Source organism: Arthrobacter sp. 05L44 (assembly GCF_056397605.1).
Window position 1 is genome coordinate 59,868 of record NZ_JBFTNS010000008.1, and the last position, 21,596, is coordinate 81,463.

Below are 21,596 nucleotides of genomic sequence, written 5' to 3' on the forward strand. Positions count from 1 at the left end.
GCGCGTGGCCGGGCAGCACGTCTCATTCAGGAGTGCGGGAGCAGCGGCTGACTACGCGTATCCAGCCCTCCCTATCCGAAGCCCGGCTTCCGGGTGCGGAGGACTGCGCCTCTTACGGTCCGGCCTAGGCCTGGATGAGGGGTGCGGTGGATGCCAGGAGGAACACCCGCCTGGGTGTTGCTAATCAACCGTCAACTATTGGCAGGGTAAGAGGGTCCATGGGCTCTCTCATGAATGACCTGCCGGAAGGAGCGTCGGCATGCCCGTCGTAACTATGCGCCAGCTGCTTGACAGCGGCGTCCACTTTGGACACCAGACCCGTCGTTGGAACCCGAAGATGAAGCGTTTCATCTTCACGGAGCGCAACGGCATCTACATCATTGACCTTCAGCAGTCGCTGTCCTACATCGACCGTGCCTACGAGTTCGTAAAGGCCACCGTTGCACACGGCGGCACCGTTCTCTTCGTCGGCACCAAGAAGCAGGCACAGGAAGCTATTGCCGAGCAGGCCACCCGCGTCGGCCAGCCGTACGTCAACCAGCGTTGGCTCGGCGGCATGCTGACCAACTTCCAGACGGTTTCCAAGCGCATCCAGCGCATGAAGGAACTCGAAGAGATCGACTTCGACGACGTCGCCGGTTCCGCTTACACCAAGAAGGAACTGCTGCTTCTCCGCCGCGAGCTGACCAAGCTGGAAACCAACCTCGGTGGTATCCGCAACCTGACCAAGGCGCCGTCGCTCCTCTGGGTTGTCGACACCAAGAAGGAACACCTCGCCGTTGACGAGGCCAAGAAGCTGAACATCCCGGTTGTTGCCATCCTGGACACCAACTGCGATCCGGACGAAGTCGATTTCCCGATCCCGGGCAACGACGACGCCATCCGCTCCGTTAACCTGCTGACCCGCGTTGTCGCTGACGCCGTTGCTGAGGGCCTCATCGCCCGCAACCAGCGCGCCACCGGCACCACGGAAGCCCCGGAAGAGCCGCTGGCCGAGTGGGAGCGCGAGCTCCTCGAAGGCAGCAAGGCTGAAGAGGCTGCCGCTCCGGCCGCCGCGGAAGCTGCCGCTCCGGAAGCAACCGAGGCTGCCCCGGCCGCCGAAGCTGCTCCGGCCGCCGACGAAGCCAAGTAGTCAGACAAATAAATCAGGATCTCCCCGCGCGCTTCATGCAGTTGCCTGCAGCGCAAGGGGTACCGACAGGATGGCTGCTCACTGGGTGAGCAGCCGTCCTGTTGGTCCGTACACCACATAAATTTCTAGACAGAGGGGTTCACATGGCGAACTACACTGCCGCTGATATCAAGGCTCTGCGCGAGCGCACCGGCGCCGGCATGATGGATGTCAAGAAGGCTCTTGACGAAGCCAACGGTGATGCCGAGAAGGCCATCGAAATCATCCGCATCAAGGGCCTCAAGGGCGCAACCAAGCGCGAAGGCCGCTCCACCGCTGAAGGCCTGGTTGCCGCCAAGGTCAACGGCGGCGTCGGTGTGATGATCGAGGTCAACTGCGAGACCGACTTCGTCGCCAAGGCTGACAAGTTCATCCAGCTCGCCGACAAGGTGCTTGCTGTTGCTGTTGAGTCCGGCGCTGCCGACCTTGACACCCTGCTCGCCACCGAGGTCGACGGCAAGCCGCTGTCCGAGGTTGTCATCGAAGAAGGCGCAGTGCTGGGCGAGAAGGTTGTCGTCCGCCGCATCGCCCGCATCGAAGCCCCGACGGTCGACGCGTACCTGCACAAGACCTCCAAGGACCTCCCGGCCCAGGTTGGCGTGCTGTTCGCCGTTGACGGTGAAGGCGAAGCTGCTGCCACTGCCGCCCACGACGTCGCCGTGCACGTCGCTGCCATGGCTCCGAACTACCTGACCCGCGAGGACGTTCCGTCCGAGCTGGTCGAGTCCGAGCGCCGCATCGCCGAGGAAACCGCCAAGGCCGAGGGCAAGCCCGAGGCTGCGATGACCAAGATCGTGGAAGGCCGTGTGACGGGCTTCTACAAGGGCGAGGTCCTCGTTGACCAGGCATTCGCCAAGGATGCCAAGAAGTCTGTCGCCCAGGTCCTCGAAGAGGCCGGCGTCAAGGCAACCGGATTCACGCGTTTCCGCGTCGGTTCCTAAGTAAGACACGCTGAGGGGGTGGTCACTGCGGTGGCCACCCCTTTTGCATGCACCCGGGAACGCTGGCCCGGGGCGGAATGCAGCCTTTGGTCCCCGGCACGATAATCTTTTCAAAGCTCACCAACGGGAAGGCACCATGGAAACCGTCAACAATTCAGCCCAGCCTAAGAAGACCAGGCGCCGCGTGCTCCTGAAGCTGTCCGGCGAGGTTTTCGGCGGCGGCAAACTGGGCGTTGACCCGGACACTGTCCGCGGGGTCGCCAAGCAGATCGCGGCCGCCGTGCCCGACGTCGAGGTCGCTATCGTCGTCGGCGGCGGAAACTTCTTCCGCGGCGCCGAACTCTCGCAGAGCGGCATGGACCGCTCCCGCGCCGACTACATGGGCATGCTTGGCACCGTCATGAACTGCCTGGCCCTGCAGGACTTCCTGGAGCAGGCGGGCGTCGAGACCCGCGTCCAGAGCGCCATCACCATGGGACAGGTCGCGGAAGCCTACATCCCGCGCCGCGCCATCCGCCACATGGAGAAGGGCCGCGTTGTGATCTTCGGTGCCGGCGCCGGACTCCCGTACTTCTCCACCGACACCGTCGCCGCCCAGCGCGCCATGGAGGTGCACGCCGACGTCGTCCTGATGGCCAAGAGCGGGGTCGACGGCGTCTACACCGCCGACCCGAAGAAGGATCCCACCGCTGAGAAGCTGCACAGCCTCAGCTACGACGAGGCCCTCCGCCGCGACATCCGAGTGATGGACCAGACGGCGATGACCATGTGCAAGGACAACAACCTGACCATGGTGGTGTTCGGCATGGAGGGCGAAGGCAACGTGACCCGGGCCATCCGCGGCGAGGACCTGGGCACCGTAGTCACCCCCTAGCTGCGGCTAGGATGTTTTTTAGGACAGTTCCGCACCCCGGGCAATGGGGCGCGCACTATTTTCTGAGGAGAGACCGTGATCGAAGAAACCTTGCTCGAAGCCGGGGACAAGATGGACAAGGCGGTTGAGGTAGCCAAGGAAGACTTCGCCTCGATCCGCACCGGCCGCGCCACCCCGGGCCTGTACAACAAGGTCATGGTGGAGTACTACGGTTCGCCGACGCCGCTGCAGCAGCTGGCGTCGTTTGCCGTCCCGGATGCGCGCACCATCCTCATCACGCCGTTCGACAAGACCGCCCTGCGGGACATCGAACGCGCCCTGAGCGACTCCGAGGTCGGCGCCAACCCCTCCAACGACGGCAACGTCATCCGGATCACCATCCCGGAACTGACGAAGGAACGCCGCAAGGAATACGTCAAGATCGTCAAAGCCAAGGGCGAGGACGCCAAGGTCTCCATCCGCAATATCCGCCGCAAGGCCAAGGAAACCCTGGACAAGCTGGTCAAGGACGGCGAGGCAGGCGAGGACGAGGGCACCCGCGGCGAGAAGGAACTGGACGCCCTGACCAAGTCCCACGTCGACGGCATCGATGAGCTGCTCAAACGCAAGGAAGCCGAGCTGCTCGAAGTCTGATGGCGGACGAGGAACAGGCCCCCGGACCGCGTGTCCGGGTACGGGGGAAAGAGCGGAAAAATCCCACGCCCAAGGCCGGCCGGAACCTTCCGGCCGCCACGGCGGTGGGCCTCGCCATGCTCTTCGCCGTCCTGGGGGGCCTGCTCTTCCTGCCCCTGGCCTTTGTCCTGATCGTCACGGCCTTCGCAGTGTTCGGCGTCTGGGAAGTCTTCCGGGCCCTCGAAGCCTCCGGCACCCGGCTGCCGATCATCCCGGCCATGACAGGCACCATCGCCATGCCGCTCGCGGCCTACTTTGGCGGCCCTGAAAGCCTGATGTTCGCCATGCTGCTTAGCAGCGTGGCGGTGCTCCTGTGGCGCTCCCTGGAAGGTGCCGCCGGATCCGCCCGCAGCATCTTCGCCGGCGTCTTCACCATGGCCTGGGTGCCGTTCCTGATCAGCTTCGCCGTGCTGCCGCTGCATGCCTCCGGCGGAGTCACCCCGATCGGGCCCTGGCCCGGCGGCGTGGTCCCGATCGGAGCCTGGGAGATCGGGACACTGCTGCTGCTGGTGGTCTCCAACGACACCTTCGGCTACCTCGTGGGCGCCTCCCTCGGCAAACACCCGATGGCCCCGAAGATCAGCCCGAAGAAATCCTGGGAGGGCTTCGGCGGATCCATTGCCGGCGCCGTGGTGGTCGGCATCCTCGCCAGCATCTACGTCCTCGGTGAGCCCTGGTGGTTCGGTGCGGCCCTGGCCGTGGGAATGGTTGCCGCCGCAACGGCGGGTGACCTCGCCGAGTCCATGGTCAAACGCGAGCTTGGCATCAAGGACATGGGCAACATCCTGCCGGGCCACGGGGGAGTCATGGACCGGCTGGACTCCATCGTGTTCGCTTCACCGGTGGCCTTTATGATCTTCTCCGCCGGAGCCGGCGGCTAACACTCCCCTCCCCGCTCCCGGTGCCTAGAATGGTGCCGAGCAATCACGCCTGAACGTGGCGCAACCAGAGCCGAACGGCATCGAAGGAAACAACATTACAGTGGACATTCAACGGCAGATCCCGGCCTCCTTTGACCGCGTGCAGCGGAACCAGTACGGCTACAACGCCAAGCAGGTGGACCAGTTCCTGCAGCGCGCCCGGGTTTCGTTCGAATCGCCGCACGCCGCCGGACGCTCCATCAAAAGCGCTGACGTCCGCGCCGTCTCATTCGACCCCGTCAAGGGCGGCTACTCCGCGGCCGGCGTCGACGCGGCACTGGACCGCCTCGAGGACGCCATGGCGCGGCGGGAACGCGACGAGCTGATCGGGGAGCGCGGCGAGGACGCCTGGCTCCGCGAAATCGGCCGGCTCGCCGGACTGCTCCGCGGCCGGCTGCACCGTCCCGACGGCCAGCGCTTCCGCCGCCCGGCCAAGGGCAAGGTGCGCAGCTACAACACCACCGACGTCGACGATCTCTGCCACGAACTGATCGGCTACCTCGAAGAGGACCAGCCGCTGAGCGTCGACAACATCCGCCGCGCCGTCTTCCGCCCCGCCGTCGGCCGCGAAGGCTACGAGGAGAACCAGGTGGATGCGTTCCTCGACCGGGTGGTCGAGCTGATGGCCGCCATCGACTGACCCGTTCCCGCGCAGGCGCGCCGGCTAACGGGCCCAGCGGACTAGCGCCCGACTAGCCCGCGGCTAGCCCCCGGCGGAGCGCCCGGCGGACTAGCGTTCAGTGACGAGCGGCCGTTCCGGGGTATGCAGCCGGGTCATCAGCCGGGTGATGGTCCGCGGCACCCGGCCCTGGGTGGCGCGCGACACCAGCACCATCACCGCGAAGGCGGTCGGGACCGTCCAGGCGGCCGGCTGGGCCAGCCAGGACGGCGTCCCCGCGGCGCCCAGCACGGCGCCCGCGATCATGGCGCCGCCGCAGGCGGCCGCCCCCGTCAGCATCCCGGCGATCGCCCCGGCGTCGGTCAGGCCGCGCCACCAGATGCCCAGGAGCAACACCGGGCAGATGGTGGAGGCCGTAAAAGCGAAGACCAGGCCCACACTGCCGGCCAGCGCCGTGGAGTCCGTCATACTGGCGATCCCGAGCGGAACCACGGCCGAGATCAGCGCCGCGAGCCGGAAGCCCCGCACACTGCCGCCGAGCACGTCCTGGCTGATGACGCCGGCCAGGGACACCACCAGCCCCGACGTGGTGGACAGGAACGCCGCGAAGGCCCCCGCCACGACGAGGGCCGACAGCAGGTCCCCGGCCGGCCCCCCGATCATCCGCCCCGGGAGCAGGAGCACCAGGGCATCGGCCTGGCCGCTCTTGGCCAGGCCGGGCGCGAAGACCCGGCCGATCAGGCCGTAGGCCGTCGGGAAAAGGTAAAACACCGAGAGCAGGCCCAGGACAATCAGGGTGGTCCGGCGGGCGGACTGCCCGTCGGGATTGGTGTAAAAGCGCACCAGCACGTGGGGGAGCCCCAGCGTCCCGAAGAGCAGGGCCACCAGCAGGGAGATGTTCTGGTACGGCCCGGCGGCGGCCAGCGCCGTCGGATTCACGGCGGGCTCCGCGGCGGCGGGTGAGCCCGTGCCGGCCAGGACGAACAGGATAAAGAGGACCGGGACGGCCAGCGCGGTCAGTTTCAGCCAGTACTGGAAGGCCTGGACGAAGGTGATGGACCGCATCCCGCCGGCCACCACCGTCACGCAGACGACGGCGACGACGGCCACCTGACCCACCCACGCGGGCAGCCCGGTGGTGATCCGGATGGCCAGGGCGGCGCCGTGGAGTTGCGGGACGATGTAGAGCCAGCCGACCAGCACCACCACCAGGCTCGTGACCCGGCGCACCGCCCTGGAATCCAGCCGGGCCTCGGTGAAATCAGGGATCGTGTAGGCCCCGGAACGCCGCAGCGGGGCGGCCACGAACAACAGGAGCATCAGATAGCCGGCCGTGTACCCCACCGGGAACCATAACGCGTCCGTGCCCGAGAGCAGGATGAGTCCGGCGACGCCGAGGAAACTCGCGGCGGAAAGGTATTCGCCGCCGATCGCCGAGGCGTTCCACCACGGCCGCACGGTGCGGGAGGCGACGTAGAAATCCCCGGTGGTCCGGGAGATCCGCAGGCCGTAGAAACCGATCATGGCGGTGGCCAGCGACACGGCGGCAAACGCGGCAATGCCCACGACCGGGTTCACCGGCCGCTCACCTGTCCCCGGCCAGGTCGCGGTAGCGTGCCTCGTTCCGCGCCGCCGTGCGGACATACAGCCAGGCGCTCAGGCCGATGACCGGGTAGATTCCCGCACCCAAAAGGACCCAGTCGAACGGCAGCCCTGCGATGCGCAGCTCCGCCAGGCCCGGCACCAGCGCCAGCATCAGGGCGAACGCGACGAGGATCAGCAGGAAGCCGGCGGCCACCACGATGCCCAGCCGTAGCTGCGAGCGGATGAGGGACCGGATGAAGACCTGCCCGGCGTCGGATTCCTCGGCGGCCTCCCGGGTGTCCGCGGCCGTCCGRCCGGCGAAGTCCGTCCTGGCGGCGCCGGCATCGGGGCTGCCCGCGGCCAGGCTTCCCGGGTTCAGGCTTCGGGGTGCGGTGACACGGACCCGGGTCATGCCTGCGGCCGGATCCGGGTCGCCTCAAGCTTCTCCCGGACCGGGGGCAGGTGCCGGCGGCTGATGGGCAGCTCCGCGCCGGTGACCGTGACGCTGGGCCGGGCCGCTGCAAGCTTCATGTGGCTGACGTGGTTCAGGGCGATCAGGTAGGACCGGTGGATCCGGAGGAACCCGGCGTCGGACCACTGCTGCTCCAGGTCCGCCAGCGGCACCCGGATCAGGTAGCTGGCGTCGGCGGTGTGCAGCCGGGCGTAGTCGCCCTGCGCCTGGACGTAGGTGACGTCGTCGCGGCGGATCATCTTGGTGGTCCCGCCCAGATCAACGGTGATCATCTCCGGAACCGGCGCCCCCTCACGGAGCAGTTCGCTGATCCGGCCGACCGACTTGGCCAGCCGCTCGGCCCGGACCGGTTTGAGCAGGTAATCGACCGCTGCCAGTTCGAAAGCTTCGAGCGCGCACTCCTCGTCGGCAGTGACGAAGACGACGGCGGGCGGCTTGGCCGAGCGGGAGATGACCCGGGCGATGTCCAGCCCGGAGAGCGCCGGCATATGGATGTCCAGGAAGACGGCGTCGACGTCTTCGGATTCGAGGGCGCGCAGCGCCTCGGCGCCGGAGGACGCCCGGTGGATGGCCCCGATCCGCTCGTCCCGGCCCAGCAGGAAGGCCAGTTCCTCGACGGCGGGCAGCTCGTCGTCGGCGACGAGGACGTTAATCATGGTTCTAGGGTACTGCCGGGTTCACGCGTCGTGGCGCGGCTGGGATTTGGGCACGCGCATGGTGATCAGCGTGCCCTCGCCCGGCGCCGTCTCAATCACCAGGCCGGTATCCTCGCCGTACACCTGCCGCAGCCGGGCATCGACGTTGCGCAGGCCCACGTGGTCGCCGTCGGTGTGTCCGGCCAGGACGGCCCGCAGGTTCTCCGGGTCCATGCCGACGCCGTCGTCCTCGATGGTGACCTCCGCGAAGGCGCCCGAGTCGTTGGCGGTGATGGTGATGTGGCCCGGGCCTTCCTTGGCTTCGAGCCCGTGGCGGACGGCGTTTTCCACCAGCGGCTGCAGGCTCAGGAACGGGATCACGGTACTGAGCACTTCCGGGGCGATCCGCAGGCTGACCTGCACCCGGTCGCCGAAACGGGCGCGCTCCAGGAGCAAGTACCGGTCGATGCAGCGCAGTTCCTCGGCCAGGGTGGTGAAGTCACCGTGCCGCCGGAACGAGTAGCGGGTGAAATCCGCGAACTCCACCACCAGTTCGCGGGCGCGGACCGGGTCCGTATTGATAAAGGACGCGATTGCGTTCAGTGAGTTGTAGATGAAATGCGGGCTGATCTGGGCCCGGAGCGCCCGGACCTCGGCCTCCATCAGCAGCGTCCGGGACGCGTCCAGTTCCGCCAGCTCCACCTGCGTGGCCACCCAGTCCGCCACCTCGCCGGTGGCGCGGACCAGCCCAGCTCCGGCGGCCGGCGCGAACGCGGCCACCACGCCCGCCACCCGGGTGCCGGCCTTGATCGGCGCGATCACGACCGCGCGTTCCGCCCCCGCAGCCAGCGGCGCCCGGGACCCGCCGTTGGCCAGCAACTGCAGCTCCCCGGCCGGGATCACCGCCGTGTGTCCGCCCTCCAGCACCTTGGCGGCGAGGCCCATCAGGGCCGGCTTGAGTTCTTCGCCTCCGCCGTCCCAGGCCAGGACGCCGGTGGTGTCGGTGATCGCCAGGGCATCGCAGCCCAGCAGGCTCCGGAGCTGGCGGCTCGCCTTGGCGGCGCCGGCCGGGTTCAGCCCGGTGCGCAGGTGCTGGCCGGCCCGGGACGCGGCGTGCAGCGTCTTGTAGGTAGCCCGCTCGGCGTCCGTGCCCAGCTCCCGGAAGGAACGCAGGACCTTGAGTCCCACGGCGACGACGACGGCGATCGCCAGCGCGATCACGGCGATCGCCGCGGCGGAGAGGAGGGGAGAGTCCGGCATGCTGCCAGCGTAGCGCGGCGGGTGCGGACAGGCGGCGGAGGCTGCGCGGACGGGCACGGTGCGCCGTTGGGCGCAGCGTGGCGACCGTTGAGCGACAGTAAACACGGCGGTGCTGGAATGTAACACGCGTCACGGTGCACAGTGATTGCAGTCACACAAGGCCGGACGTCTGTTTCCCGGAACCCGGGTAACCGGTTGTGGCTCGCCAGTCTCAATGAGGAGGAACGATGGGTCACGAAGCCCAAGAAACGGACGCACCGGCGTTCGTGGACTTTAAGGAAGTCCAATCGACGGAGCGGTTCCAGGAACTGCGCAAACGTCACCGCAGCTTTGTCTTTCCGATGGCCATCGCATTCCTGCTGTGGTACTTCGCCTACGTCCTGCTGGCCGACTACGCCGTGGGCTTTATGTCCACGAAGGTTTGGGGGAACATCAACATCGGCCTGATCCTGGGCCTGCTGCAGTTCGTGTCGACGTTCGCCATCACCGGCTGGTACGTCAGCTACTCCAACCGGAAGCTGGACCCCATCGCCTCCGAGATCCGGCATGAGATCGAGGGCCACGAATTCGACAAGCACGGCAACCCAGTGAGCGGAACGGCACAATGACACTTATGGTCCCCGCGGTCAACGTCGCCGCGCTCAAAGACACCACCCTCCTGAACATGGGCATCTTTGCCGTGTTCGTCGCGGTCACCATGGTGATCGTGTTCCGCGCCAGCCGCAACAACAAGACGGCGGCCGACTACTACGCCGCCGGCCGTTCCTTCACGGGCTCCCAGAACGGCACCGCAATTGCCGGCGACTACCTCTCGGCGGCGTCCTTCCTGGGCATCACCGGCGCCATCGCCATCAACGGCTATGACGGCTTTATGTACTCGATCGGCTTCCTGGTCGCCTGGCTGGTGGCCCTGCTGCTGGTGGCCGAACTGCTCCGCAACACCGGCAAGTTCACCATGGCCGATGTGCTGTCCTTCCGGCTCCGGCAGCGACCGGTCCGCATCGCCGCCGCCATCTCCACGCTGGCCGTGTGCTTCTTCTACCTGCTGGCCCAGATGGCCGGTGCCGGCAGCCTGATCTCCCTGCTGCTGGGCATCAGCGACTGGGGCGGACAGGCGCTGGTGATCATCGTCGTCGGCGCCCTGATGATCATGTACGTCCTGATCGGCGGCATGAAGGGCACCACCTGGGTCCAGATCATCAAGGCCATGCTCCTGATTGCCGGCGCGGCCGTAATGACCTTCTGGGTCCTGGCGATCTACGGCTTCAACCTCTCCGACCTCCTCGGCGGCGCGGCGGAAACGGCCAAGAACCCGGCCGTCCTCAACCCGGGCCTGCAGTACGGCAAGTCGGATACGTCCAAGCTGGACTTTATGTCCCTGGGCCTGGCCCTCGTGCTGGGCACCGCCGCCCTGCCGCACGTGCTGATGCGCTTCTACACGGTCCCGACCGCCAAGGAAGCCCGCAAGTCCGTGGTCTGGTCCATCTGGCTGATCGGGCTGTTCTACCTGTTCACGCTGGTGCTGGGCTACGGTGCCGCGGCCCTCGTCGGGGCGGACACGATCAAGAGCGCTCCGGGCGGGGTCAACTCCGCGGCTCCGCTGCTGGCCTTCCACCTCGGCGGCCCGCTGCTGCTCGGCTTCATCTCGGCGGTGGCCTTTGCCACGATCCTGGCCGTGGTGGCCGGGCTGACCATTACCGCCGCGGCGTCGTTTGCGCACGACATCTACGCCAACGTCCTGGCCAAGGGCAAGGCCGATCCGGAAACCGAGGTCCGGGTGGCCCGGCGCACGGTGATTGTGATCGGCATCCTGGCTATCGCCGGCGGTATCTTCGCCAACGGACAGAATGTCGCGTTCCTGGTTGCGCTCGCGTTCGCCGTGGCGGCCTCGGCCAACCTGCCCACCATCATCTACTCGCTGTTCTGGCGCAGGTTCACCACGCAGGGCGCGATCTGGAGCATGTACGGCGGCCTCGGCTCGGCCATCATCCTCATCGCACTTTCCCCGGTGGTGTCCGGTGCCAAAACCTCCATGATCCAGGGTGCCAACTTCGCGATCTTCCCGCTGAGCAACCCCGGTATCGTCTCCATCCCGCTCGCGTTCTTCCTGGGCTGGCTCGGCACGGTGCTGGACAAGCGGCGTGAAGACACCACCAAGCAGGCCGAGATGGAAGTCCGCTCCCTGACCGGGGTGGGCGCAGAAAAGGCCAGCAACCACTAACCCGGGGCCGGACCGCAACCAACACAGCGGAACCAGTAAGGCGGAGCTCCCGTGCAGTGTGCACGGGGGCTCCGCCTTTGCGTGTTCGGGCCGGAAGCCGTAGCCGGAAACCGGTGCCGGTTGCGGGGGCGCCGCGGTCTCAGGTGTCCGCGGGCTCAGGTGTCCGCGGAACCGCGTTCCAGCAGAGGCTGGATCCGGAACGGGATCAGTTCGCCCATGGCCAGGGCCGTGTCGGTACGGTCCACGCCCACGCAGGCCAGGATTTTGCCGTTGATCCGGAACAGGTCCTCGGCGTCCAGGGCCACCACCCGGAGCAGCAGGTCAGCCGACCCGGTCAGGCCGTACCCCTCGAGGATCTCCGGGATCCCGGCCAGTTCCACCGCCAACTGGCCCAGCTTCTGCTGCTGGACATGGACGGAGATGAACGCCATCAGGGGATAGCCCAGCGCGGCCGGATTAATCCGGCGCTCAAAGGAGAGGAAGACGTGCTTCTTCTCCAGCTGGGCCATCCGGGCCTGCACGGTATTCCGGGACAAACCCAGCTTCTGGGCGAGTGCTACGACGGTGCGGCGGGGATCCAACGCCATGGCTGAAAGCAGGCGGGTGTCGGTGCCATCCAAAGCTTGCATAATGCGCAACGTTAGCACGGTCACGAAACCCCCGGCAGGGCATAATGCTCAACTTTTTCGAAGGTGGTTGTACCCAATGGCTCTTGTGAGTAGGGTCACAATTATCCGGGGCAACGGCGCCCGGGTGGCCGTCGCGCGTAGGAACCACAAGTTCCGCGGGCAGGGTCAGACGACGTCAGAAGGTTGCGGACAAACTGTGTTTACCGACGACGCGGGCAAGGGCGGCATTGCCGCCGGCGGCCCCGGGAACAGTGCAGAATCAAACAGGCGCTCGGGCGGCGATCTCGTCCAGCTCATCACCCCGGGGGGTGAACGTGTAAGCCATCCTGAGTTCGACTCCTGGGTGCAGGACGTCAGCGACGAGCAACTCGCCTCGCTCTACCAGGACATGGTGGCCATCCGCCGGATCGACGCCGAGGCCACCGCCCTGCAGCGCCAGGGTGAGCTTGCCCTCTGGCCGCCGCTGCTGGGCCAGGAAGCGTCGCAGATCGGCTCGGCCCGTGCCCTCCGCGACGACGACTTCGTCTTCCCCAGCTACCGCGACAACGGCGTCGCCTACTGCCGCGGCGTCCAGCCGGCAGACATCGTCAAGGCCTGGCGCGGCAACGCCCTCGCCGGCTGGGATCCGTACACCGTCAACGTGGCGACCCAGCAAATCATCATTGGCGCCCAGTCCCTGCACGCCACCGGATACGCCATGGGGATCCAGAACGACGGCGCCGACTCGGTGGCCGTAGCGTACTTCGGCGACGGCGCCACCAGCGAAGGCGACGTCAACGAGGCCATGGTGTTCGCGGCCAGTTTCCAGGCCCCCGTGGTGTTCTTCTGCCAGAACAACCACTGGGCCATTTCCGAGCCCGTGATGCTCCAGTCCCACATCCAGATCGCGGACCGCGCCTCCGGCTTCGGCATCCCGAGCATGCGGGTGGACGGCAACGACGTCCTCGCCGTGATGGCGGCCACCCGGATCGCCATCGACCGGGCCCGCCGCGGCGGCGGCCCCACCTTCATCGAAGCCGTCACCTACCGGATGGGACCGCACACGACGGCGGACGACCCCACCCGCTACCGGGACGCCAACGAGCTTGAGGACTGGGCCGCCAAGGACCCGATCGCCCGGCTCAAGGCCCTCCTCGAACGCAAGGGACTCCTGACGGCGGAACTGGAAACCGCCGTCGCCGCTACGGCGGACGCCGTGGCCAAGGAACTGCGCTCCGGCACCATCAACATGCCGGAGCCGCAGCCCCTCGACATCTTCAAGCACGTCTACAGCACGCCCAACTCCTGGCTGGACCGCCAGCAGGACCACTACACCCGTTACCTGGCTTCCTTCGGCGATCCCGCAGAAGCCGCCTCCGAAGAAGGTGCACGCTGATGACCCAGATGACCTTTGCCCGCGCCATTAATTCCGGCCTGCGCAAATCCCTCGAAAACGATCCCAAGGTGATCCTCATGGGTGAGGACATCGGGGCCCTGGGCGGCGTCTTCCGCATCACCGACGGACTGCAAAAAGACTTCGGCAAACACCGCGTTGTGGATACCCCGCTGGCCGAATCCGGCATCCTCGGCACCGCCGTCGGCCTCGCGTACCGCGGCTACCGCCCTGTGGTGGAGATCCAGTTCGACGGCTTCATCTACCCGGCCTTCGACCAGATCGTCAGCCAGGTCGCCAAGATGCACTACCGCACCCAGGGCGCCGTGAAGATGCCCATCACCATCCGGGTGCCCTTCGGCGGCGGGATCGGTTCGCCCGAGCACCACTCCGAGTCGCCCGAGGCCTACTTCACCCACACCTCCGGCCTGCGCGTGGTCAGCGTGTCCAACCCGCAGGACGCCCACACCATGATCCAGCAGGCCATCGCCTCGGACGATCCCGTGCTCTATTTCGAACCCAAGCGCCGCTACCACGACAAGGGCGAGGTGGATGAGTCCCTCGACCTCTCCGCGGCCCTGTCCATGGAGAAGGCACGTGTGGTCACGGAAGGCACCGACGTGACCCTGGTTGCGTACGGTCCGCTGGTGAAGACCGCCCGCGACGCTGCCCTCGCGGCCGCCGACGAGGGTGTCTCCGTCGAAGTGATCGACCTGCGCTCGCTGGCCCCGCTGGACTTCGCGACCCTGGAAGCATCCGTGCGGAAGACCGGCCGGCTCGTTATTACCCACGAGGCCAGCCAGTCCGGCGGCCTCGGCGCCGAGGTGGCCGCCAGCATCACCGAACGCTGCTTCTACCACCTCGAAGCCGCCCCCGTCCGGGTCACCGGCTTCGACGTGCCGTACCCCTACTCAAAGCTCGAAATGCACCACCTGCCGGGCCTGGACAGGATCCTCGACGGCGTCGACCGGGCCCTGGGCCGCCCCAACTCCCTTAGCGGGCTGGAAGGATGACCGCCACCATGATCAAGGAATTCCGGCTCCCGGACCTCGGCGAAGGCCTGACGGAATCAGAAATCGTCGCGTGGAAGGTCGGTGTGGGGGATACCGTCACGCTCAACCAGATCATCGCCGAGGTTGAAACCGCCAAGGCCGTCGTCGAACTGCCCTCGCCGTTCGCCGGCGTCGTGACCGCGCTGCACGAGCAGCCCGGCACCGTCGTGGAGGTCGGCAAGCCGATTGTCTCCTTCGAGATTGAGGGCGACGACGGCGACGCCGGCGCGGCCCCCGCCAAGCGCGAGCCGAACCTCGTCGGCTACGGTGCCGTGCTGGAGGGCTCGGGCCGCCCCGCCCGCCGTGCCCGCACCTTCGCCGCCGCGGCACCGGCGGCCTCCGCTGTGGCCGAGGCTCCGGCGCCGGCTGCTGCGGAACCCGGCGCAACCCCCCAGGCGGAGGCCGCGGCCGAAGCCCAGCCCGCCGCCCACACTGACTCCGCCGGGGAGCGTCCGCGCTCCACCCCGCCGGTGCGCAAACTGGCCAAGGACCTCGGCGTTGACCTCGGCGCCGTCACCGGGACCGGAGAGCGGGGCCTGATCACCCGCGACGACGTGCGGAACTTTGTAGGTGGAGGCGACCTCCCGGTGGCGCCCCAGGACCTGGCCGGCAGCCAGGCCGGCGCCCCGGCCCAGGGCGCCCGCGAAACCCGGACGCCCATCAAGGGGGTCCGGAAGTTCACCGCGGCCGCTATGGTCTCCAGCGCCTTCACCGCACCGCACGTGACCGAATTCCTGACCCTCGACGTCACACCCACCATGGAGCTGCTGGCGCGGCTGAAGGCCAGCCGCACGTTCGCCGGTTACAAGCTGACGCCGCTGACCCTGGTGTCCAAGGCGGTGCTGATCGCGCTGCGCAACCACCCGACGCTCAACGCACGGTGGGACGAGGCCAACCAGGAGATTGTGCAGTTCAACTACGTCAACCTCGGTATTGCGGCCGCGACGCCCCGCGGCCTGACCGTGCCGAACATCAAGGACGCGGACCAGATGTCGCTGCTGCAGCTCTCCACGGCGCTGACCGAGCTGACCGACACGGCCCGGGCCGGGAAAACCGCCCCCGCGGACCTTGGTGGCGGCACCATCTCCATCACGAACATCGGTGTTTTCGGCATTGACGCGGGAACGCCCATCCTCAACCCGGGCGAGGCAGCCATCCTGGCCCTTGGCGCGGTGCGGAAGATGCCGTGGGAGTACCAGGACCAGGTGGCGCTGCGGCAGGTTATGACCTTGAGCCTGTCCTTCGACCACCGGCTGGTCGACGGCGAGCAGGGTTCCCGGTTCCTCCAGGACCTCGGCGCCATCCTTGCTGACCCCGGTATGGCCTTGGCGATGGTCTAGGGATTCCGGACCCTTGGTATGTCGGGGCGCCTTTGTGGGGGCGTCAGCCGGCGGGAGGCGTGGGTGGGGCCGTCAACGCGGCCAGCGCCATGCTCTCAAGCAGGGGCCGCGCACGCTTGAGGGCCATCCGCCGCCCGTGGTTGCGGACCGAGTGCGGTGTGGAGTTGATCAGGCCGAACGTGGCGTGCGCGCGCATCCGCAGTTCGGCGGGATCCGTGTCCGGGTGCAGCCCGGCCAGGACGTCCACCCAGAGCTCGACGTAGTTGCGCTGCAGGGTGCGGACCTCGGCCTCGTCGGCGTCGTCGAGGTTGCTGAAGTCCTGGTCCTGGACCCGGATGACGTCGGAGTTGCTCAGGGCGAAGTCGACGTGGAATTCGACCAGGCCGGCCAAGGCCGCGGCCGGTCCGCCGGAGCCAGCAACCACAGTCCGGCCGCCGTCCAAGAGGTCCTGGCTGACGCTAAGCAGGAGCGCGCCGAGGACGGCCTGCTTGCCGGCGAAGTGGCGGTAGACGGCGGGACCGCTGACTCCCGCTGCAGCGCCAAGGTCCTCGAGCGAAACACGGTTGAAGCCGTCGGCGGCGAACAGGGCGGCAGCCGCGGTCAGGAGGGCCTTCCGGCGGTTCTCCTTGGCCTGGCTTCGCTGGGTTGTCTGGCTGGACTCAGTCACCGGCGCGTCCCTCTCGACTGCTCTGGATAAAAGGGGTGTTGGTTGAAGCTGTCCTGTGTTGGACATCACAGTTAATAGAGACTAACCTAAAACTCAGTTATGCGTTACTAACCGAAATAGCCGGAGGGTCCGTACTGCGGGCGCCGGCGCCGTGGCCGAGGGACGGAAGCAGTCGATGGAGACAATCGCCAGCCAGGTGGACCCGGGCAGCCCGGACTTCGCCGCGAACCGCGAGGCGCAGCTCGGGCTGGCCCGGGAGCTGAAGGAACGCCTCGCCGTCGCCGCGCTCGGCGGTCCGGAAAAGTCCCGCGAACGCCATGTGGCCCGCGGCAAACTGCTGCCCCGCGAACGGATCGACCAGCTGCTTGACGACGGCAGCCCCTTCCTGGAAATCGCGCCGCTCGCCGCGGACGGTATGTACGAAGGCGACTCGCCGGGTGCCGGCGTGATTGCCGGCATCGGCCTGGTCCACGGCCGCCAGGTCCTGGTGATCTCCAACGACGCCACGGTCAAGGGCGGCACCTACTACCCGATGACCGTGAAGAAACACCTCCGGGCGCAGGAAATTGCCCTGGAGAACCGGCTGCCCTGCATCTACCTCGTGGATTCCGGCGGAGCGTTCCTGCCCAAGCAGGACGAGGTCTTCCCGGACAAGGAGCACTTCGGCCGGATCTTCTTCAACCAGGCCAAGATGTCCGCAGCCAAGATCCCGCAGATCGCCTCTGTGATGGGATCCTGCACGGCCGGCGGGGCCTACGTTCCCGCGATGAGCGATGAGACAGTGATTGTCCGCAACCAAGGCACCATCTTCCTCGGCGGCCCGCCTCTGGTGAAGGCCGCCATCGGCGAGATCGTTACCGCCGAGGAGCTTGGCGGCGGCGACGTGCACTCGAAGATCTCCGGCGTGACGGACCACCTCGCCGAGAACGATGAGCATGCCCTGCAGATCGTCCGGGATATCGTCTCCACCCTGCCGAAGCCTGCCGCACCGGTTTGGGACGTGGACACCGCCGTCGAACCCCTGGCCGATCCGGACGAGCTGTACGGGGCGGTCCCCACCGACGTCAACGCCCAGTACGACGTCCGCGAGGTCATCGCCCGGCTGGTGGACGGCAGCCGCTTCCATGAGTTCAAAAAGAACTACGGCACCACTCTCGTGACCGGCTTCGCGAAGCTGCACGGCCACCCGGTAGGGATCGTGGCGAACAACGGTGTGCTGTTCAGCGAATCCTCGCTCAAGGGCGCGCACTTCATCGAACTCTGCGACCAGCGCGGCATCCCGCTGATTTTCCTGCAGAACCTCTCCGGCTTTATGGTCGGCAAGGACTACGAACAGGGCGGCATCGCCAAAAACGGCGCCAAGATGGTCACCGCCGTCGCCACCGCCCGCGTACCCAAGCTGACCGTCGTCATCGGCGGGTCCTTCGGGGCCGGCAACTACTCGATGTGCGGGCGGGCATACTCGCCGCGCTTCCTGTGGATGTGGCCGGCATCGCGGATCTCCGTCATGGGCGGCAACCAGGCCTCCAGCGTGCTGGCCACCGTCAAGCGGGACCAGTACGAGGCCCGCGGCGAGGAGTGGTCGGCCGCGGACGAGGAAGCGTTCAAGGCGCCCATCAAGGCCCAGTACGAGGACCAGGGCAGTCCGTACTATTCCACCGCCCGCCTGTGGGACGACGGCGTGATTGACCCCGCGGACACCCGCACCGTCCTGGGACTGGCGCTCGACGTCGTTTCCCGCACCCCGCTGCCGGAGACCTCCTTCGGCCTGTTCCGGATGTGAGCCAGCAATGACCCTTTCAACACCCAACGGGCCGCTGTTCGGCACGGTCCTTGTCGCCAACCGCGGCGAGATCGCCTGCCGTGTGATCCGTACCCTGCGCGCCCTCGGCATCCGTTCGGTGGCTGTCTATTCCGACGCCGACGCCGGCGCCCGCCACGTGCAGGAGGCCGACGTCGCCGTCAGGATCGGGCCGGCAGCCGCCGCCGAAAGCTACCTCAAGATCGAGGCCATCATCCAGGCCTGCCGCGAGACCGGCGCCGAGGCCGTGCACCCCGGCTACGGCTTCCTGAGCGAGAACGTCGACTTCGCCCGCGCCCTGGAACAGGCCGGCATCACCTTTATCGGCCCCGGCGTCGAATCCCTGAATGTTATGGGCGACAAGATCCGCTCCAAAAACCACGTCACCGGCTACGGCGTGCCCGTAGTCCCGGGCATCGCCGAGCCGGGGATGAGCGACGAACAGCTGATCGAGGCCGCCTCCGGCGTCGGCTACCCGCTGCTGATCAAGCCTTCCGCGGGCGGCGGAGGGAAGGGCATGCACGTCGTTGAACGTGCGGAAGACCTGGCGGCCACCCTCGCCACGGCCCGCAGGGTCGCGGCCAGCGCCTTCGGCGACGACACCCTGTTCCTGGAGCGTCTCGTCACCACCCCGCGGCACATCGAGGTGCAGGTCCTCGCGGACAACCACGGGAACGTCATCCACCTGGGGGAGCGCGAGTGCTCCCTGCAGCGCCGGCACCAGAAGGTCATCGAGGAGGCGCCGTCCCCGCTGCTGCAAGCCCTGCCCGATGGCGCCGCGATCCGGGCCCGCCTGGGCGAGGCCGCGTGCAACGCGGCCCGCAGCGTCAACTACTCGGGTGCGGGGACCGTGGAGTTCCTGGTCTCCGACAACGCCCCGGACGAGTTCTTTTTTATGGAGATGAACACCCGGCTGCAGGTGGAGCACCCGGTCACCGAGATGGTCACCGGCGTGGACCTGGTCGAATGGCAGGTCCGGATCGCCGCGGGGGAGGAACTCACCGTGCGGCAGGAGGACGTCGTACTCACCGGGCACTCGGTGGAAGCCCGAGTCTACGCCGAGGTGCCGGAGAAGAACTTCCTGCCGTCCATCGGGCAGGTTGTGCTGTTGGACGAGATGCCCGGTCCCGCGAATGGCAGGGTCCGTGTCGATTCAGCCCTGCTGGAGGGCCTCCAAATCTCCAGCAGCTACGACCCGATGATCGCCAAGGTTATCGCGTGGGGCGAGGACAGGGCGGAGGCTTTGGACACCCTCGACCAGGCGCTCGCCGGCTACACCGCGCTGGGGATCGACACCAACGTCGAATACCTGCGGCTGCTGATCAACGATGCCGACGTCCGAGCCGGCCGCCTCGACACCGGCCTGATCGAACGCAAGATGCCGGACTTCAACTTCCGGCGGGCGGGCGACTTTGAGTTGGCCACTGCAGCCGTCTTCGCTGCTGCCATGCACGAGCATGAGACGCAGGACGCTGGGGCGGGTCCCTGGCATCGCGGCAACGGATGGCGGCTCGGTGTCGCTGCACCGCGCCGGATCAGTCTCGGAACACCTGACGGCGGAATTGCCACAGTGGAGGTGTCTGGCTCGGTAGGGCACGGGACAGCCATGGTCAGCGTCAATGGCGGCCCGCGACGTCCGGCGTCATTTCGGTCCACCAAGCGAGGCGCCACGGAGTTGACCTTGGGCGACGAATCGCGCAGTTTCGCGCTGGCGCCGGTACACCGGGGGCCAGTCCTACCGGGTCCCGGCAATCCGATGCCAACCGAAATCTTCCTCGGTAACGACGGCTGGTCCTGCCACTTCGAAGTCCTGACCCGCGAGACCCGGCTCGCCCGGGTGCTGGCCGCCGTCGAACGCGAGGAAGGCGCCGCGGACCCGGCGGTGCGCTCGCCGATGCCCGGCACCGTGGTCTCCGTGTCCGTCAGTGACGGCGACGCCGTCACCGCCGGCCAGGTCCTGCTCTCGGTGGAAGCCATGAAGATGGAACACCAGCTCACCGCGCCCCTCGACGGCACCGTCCACATCAGCGCCGCCACCGGCGACCTCGTCAAAGCCGACCAGGTCCTCGCCACCATCCATCCGCACGAACCCTCGGCCGCGGAGGACGCGGCCGAGGAGTCCGTCGTCGCCGTCGGCGCGGCGGACTAGCAGCCACAGCGTCAGCCCCCCACAGCCACCCCCAGACACAGGAGTCACCCCATGCCAGATTTTGAACTCAGCGAGGACTACCAGGACCTCAGCGACACCGTCCGTGAATTCGCCGACCAGGTGGTGGCCCCCGTCTCCGCCAAGCACGACGAAGAGCACAGCTTCCCCTACGAAGTCGTCTCCCAGATGGCCGACATGGGCCTGTTCGGCCTGCCGTTCCCGGAGGAGTTCGGCGGCATGGGCGGGGACTACTTCGCCCTGGCCCTGGCCCTCGAACAGCTCGGCCGGGTGGACCAGTCCGTCGCCATCACCCTCGAAGCCGGCGTCTCGCTCGGCGCCATGCCCATCCACCGCTTCGGCAACGAGGCCCAGAAGCAGGAATGGCTGCCGCTGCTGGCCTCCGGCAAGGCACTAGCCGGCTTCGGCCTGACCGAACCGGAAGCCGGCTCGGACGCTGGCGGAACCAAAACCACCGCCCGGCTCGAATCCGGGGAGTGGGTCATCAATGGCAACAAGGCCTTCATCACCAACTCCGGCACCGACATCACCAAGCTCGTCACCGTCACGGCCGTGACGGGCCAGCAGGAACGCCCGGACGGCAGCATCAAAAAGGAAATCTCCACCATCCTGGTCCCCACCAGCACCCCCGGATTCACTGCGGAGAAGGCCTACAACAAGGTGGGTTGGAACGCCTCGGACACCCACCCGCTGACCCTGGACAACGTCCACGTTCCCGAAGAAAACCTGCTCGGAACCCGCGGCCGCGGCTACGCCAACTTCCTGTCCATCCTGGACGAGGGCCGGATCGCGATCGCCGCGCTGGCCGTCGGCGCCGCCCAGGGGTGTGTGGACCAGTCGGTGAAATACGCCAAGGAACGCAGCGCCTTCGGCCAGAACATCGGCAAGTACCAGGCCATCGCGTTCAAGATCGCCCGGATGGAAGCACGTGCCCACACCGCCCGGTTGGCGTACTACGACGCCGCGGCCCGCATGCTCGCCGGCAAGCCGTTCAAGACGCAGGCCGCCATCGCTAAGATGGTCGCAGGCGAGGCAGCCATGGACAACGCGCGGGACGCCACCCAGGTGTTCGGCGGCTATGGCTTCATCAACGAATTCACCGTGGCGCGCCACTACCGCGACTCCAAGATCCTCGAAGTCGGCGAAGGCACCACGGAGGTCCAGCTGATGCTGATCGCCCGCGAACTGGGACTGTAGCC

At 67.4% G+C, this 21,596-nt stretch carries 20 protein-coding genes; 14 read left to right on the top strand and 6 right to left on the bottom strand.

Features of this window, described 5'->3' with window-relative positions; translation table 11 throughout:
- Positions 1–259: 259 nt before the first annotated feature.
- From rpsB to AC1DHY_RS14000, 6 genes are all read left to right on the top strand, one after another.
- Positions 260–1,132: a 30S ribosomal protein S2 gene (rpsB, locus tag AC1DHY_RS13975; RefSeq protein ID WP_476878717.1), complete on the top strand. Its 873-nt coding sequence runs from the start codon at positions 260–262 to the stop codon at positions 1,130–1,132.
- 143 nt (positions 1,133–1,275) lie between these two features.
- Positions 1,276–2,112 (top strand): translation elongation factor Ts, encoded by an 837-nt coding sequence (gene tsf, locus AC1DHY_RS13980; protein WP_476903780.1) that lies wholly within the window; start codon positions 1,276–1,278, stop codon positions 2,110–2,112.
- A gap of 136 nt (positions 2,113–2,248) precedes the next feature.
- The gene (gene pyrH / locus AC1DHY_RS13985) at positions 2,249–2,986 is read left to right on the top strand and encodes a UMP kinase (protein WP_476878719.1); all 738 of its coding nucleotides are present in this window, start codon (positions 2,249–2,251) and stop codon (positions 2,984–2,986) included.
- A gap of 75 nt (positions 2,987–3,061) precedes the next feature.
- Positions 3,062–3,619 (top strand): ribosome recycling factor, encoded by a 558-nt coding sequence (gene frr, locus AC1DHY_RS13990; protein ID WP_476878720.1) that lies wholly within the window; start codon positions 3,062–3,064, stop codon positions 3,617–3,619.
- Positions 3,619–4,539, top strand: a complete 921-nt coding sequence (locus tag AC1DHY_RS13995) for a phosphatidate cytidylyltransferase (protein WP_476878721.1) — start codon at positions 3,619–3,621, stop codon at positions 4,537–4,539. The genes frr and AC1DHY_RS13995 overlap by 1 nt, the downstream gene beginning before the upstream one ends.
- A 94-nt stretch (positions 4,540–4,633) precedes the next feature.
- Entirely contained in the window at positions 4,634–5,218 is a 585-nt protein-coding gene (locus tag AC1DHY_RS14000; RefSeq protein WP_476878733.1) for a DivIVA domain-containing protein, read from the top strand.
- A gap of 90 nt (positions 5,219–5,308) precedes the next feature.
- Here AC1DHY_RS14000 and AC1DHY_RS14005 read toward each other — a convergent pair whose 3' ends face one another.
- The 4 genes from AC1DHY_RS14005 to AC1DHY_RS14020 are packed head-to-tail and all read right to left on the bottom strand — an operon-like array spanning position 5,309 to position 9,148.
- Entirely contained in the window at positions 5,309–6,775 is a 1,467-nt protein-coding gene (locus AC1DHY_RS14005) for a sodium/solute symporter (protein ID WP_476878722.1), read from the bottom strand.
- A 7-nt stretch (positions 6,776–6,782) separates the two neighbouring features.
- Positions 6,783–7,193 carry a DUF485 domain-containing protein gene (locus tag AC1DHY_RS14010; RefSeq protein ID WP_476878723.1) on the bottom strand — a complete coding sequence of 137 codons (411 nt, stop codon included), beginning with the start codon at positions 7,191–7,193 and terminating at the stop codon, positions 6,783–6,785.
- Complete coding sequence (locus AC1DHY_RS14015; RefSeq protein ID WP_476878724.1) at positions 7,190–7,909, bottom strand: LytR/AlgR family response regulator transcription factor; 720 nt, start codon at positions 7,907–7,909, stop codon at positions 7,190–7,192. The genes AC1DHY_RS14010 and AC1DHY_RS14015 overlap by 4 nt, the downstream gene beginning before the upstream one ends.
- A gap of 21 nt (positions 7,910–7,930) precedes the next feature.
- Positions 7,931–9,148 (bottom strand): sensor histidine kinase, encoded by a 1,218-nt coding sequence (locus AC1DHY_RS14020; protein WP_476878725.1) that lies wholly within the window; start codon positions 9,146–9,148, stop codon positions 7,931–7,933.
- Between the two features lie 227 nt (positions 9,149–9,375).
- On the opposite strand from AC1DHY_RS14020, the gene AC1DHY_RS14025 reads away from it, so the two are divergent.
- Positions 9,376–9,756: a DUF485 domain-containing protein gene (locus tag AC1DHY_RS14025; RefSeq protein WP_476903781.1), complete on the top strand. Its 381-nt coding sequence runs from the start codon at positions 9,376–9,378 to the stop codon at positions 9,754–9,756.
- A complete protein-coding gene (locus tag AC1DHY_RS14030) occupies positions 9,753–11,369 on the top strand; it encodes a solute symporter family protein (RefSeq protein WP_476878727.1) in 1,617 nt (538 codons plus the stop codon). Before AC1DHY_RS14025 ends, AC1DHY_RS14030 begins: the two co-directional genes overlap by 4 nt.
- Before the next feature lie 155 nt (positions 11,370–11,524).
- Here AC1DHY_RS14030 and AC1DHY_RS14035 read toward each other — a convergent pair whose 3' ends face one another.
- A complete protein-coding gene (locus tag AC1DHY_RS14035) occupies positions 11,525–11,998 on the bottom strand; it encodes an Lrp/AsnC family transcriptional regulator (protein ID WP_476878728.1) in 474 nt (157 codons plus the stop codon).
- Positions 11,999–12,194: 196 nt separating this feature from the next.
- On the opposite strand from AC1DHY_RS14035, the gene pdhA reads away from it, so the two are divergent.
- From pdhA to AC1DHY_RS14050, 3 genes are read left to right on the top strand one after another with little or no spacing between them, the layout of a single operon-like run.
- Complete coding sequence (pdhA, locus tag AC1DHY_RS14040) at positions 12,195–13,373, top strand: pyruvate dehydrogenase (acetyl-transferring) E1 component subunit alpha (RefSeq protein ID WP_476878729.1); 1,179 nt, start codon at positions 12,195–12,197, stop codon at positions 13,371–13,373.
- The gene (locus tag AC1DHY_RS14045) at positions 13,373–14,383 is read left to right on the top strand and encodes an alpha-ketoacid dehydrogenase subunit beta (protein WP_476878730.1); all 1,011 of its coding nucleotides are present in this window, start codon (positions 13,373–13,375) and stop codon (positions 14,381–14,383) included. The genes pdhA and AC1DHY_RS14045 overlap by 1 nt, the downstream gene beginning before the upstream one ends.
- Positions 14,380–15,762 (top strand): dihydrolipoamide acetyltransferase family protein, encoded by a 1,383-nt coding sequence (locus AC1DHY_RS14050; protein WP_476903782.1) that lies wholly within the window; start codon positions 14,380–14,382, stop codon positions 15,760–15,762. Before AC1DHY_RS14045 ends, AC1DHY_RS14050 begins: the two co-directional genes overlap by 4 nt.
- 43 nt (positions 15,763–15,805) lie before the next feature.
- Here AC1DHY_RS14050 and AC1DHY_RS14055 read toward each other — a convergent pair whose 3' ends face one another.
- A complete protein-coding gene (locus tag AC1DHY_RS14055) occupies positions 15,806–16,429 on the bottom strand; it encodes an SACE_7040 family transcriptional regulator (protein WP_476878732.1) in 624 nt (207 codons plus the stop codon).
- Between the two features lie 175 nt (positions 16,430–16,604).
- On the opposite strand from AC1DHY_RS14055, the gene AC1DHY_RS14060 reads away from it, so the two are divergent.
- Genes AC1DHY_RS14060 through AC1DHY_RS14070 form a run of 3 tightly spaced genes read left to right on the top strand, consistent with a single transcriptional unit; the run spans position 16,605 to position 21,594 of the window.
- A complete protein-coding gene (locus AC1DHY_RS14060) occupies positions 16,605–18,212 on the top strand; it encodes a carboxyl transferase domain-containing protein (protein ID WP_476880144.1) in 1,608 nt (535 codons plus the stop codon).
- Between the two features lie 7 nt (positions 18,213–18,219).
- Positions 18,220–20,379, top strand: coding sequence for an acetyl/propionyl/methylcrotonyl-CoA carboxylase subunit alpha (locus AC1DHY_RS14065; RefSeq protein WP_476903783.1), 2,160 nt, complete (start codon positions 18,220–18,222; stop codon positions 20,377–20,379).
- 51 nt (positions 20,380–20,430) lie between these two features.
- A complete protein-coding gene (locus AC1DHY_RS14070; RefSeq protein WP_476880142.1) occupies positions 20,431–21,594 on the top strand; it encodes an acyl-CoA dehydrogenase family protein in 1,164 nt (387 codons plus the stop codon).
- The last annotated feature ends 2 nt before the right edge of the window (positions 21,595–21,596 follow it).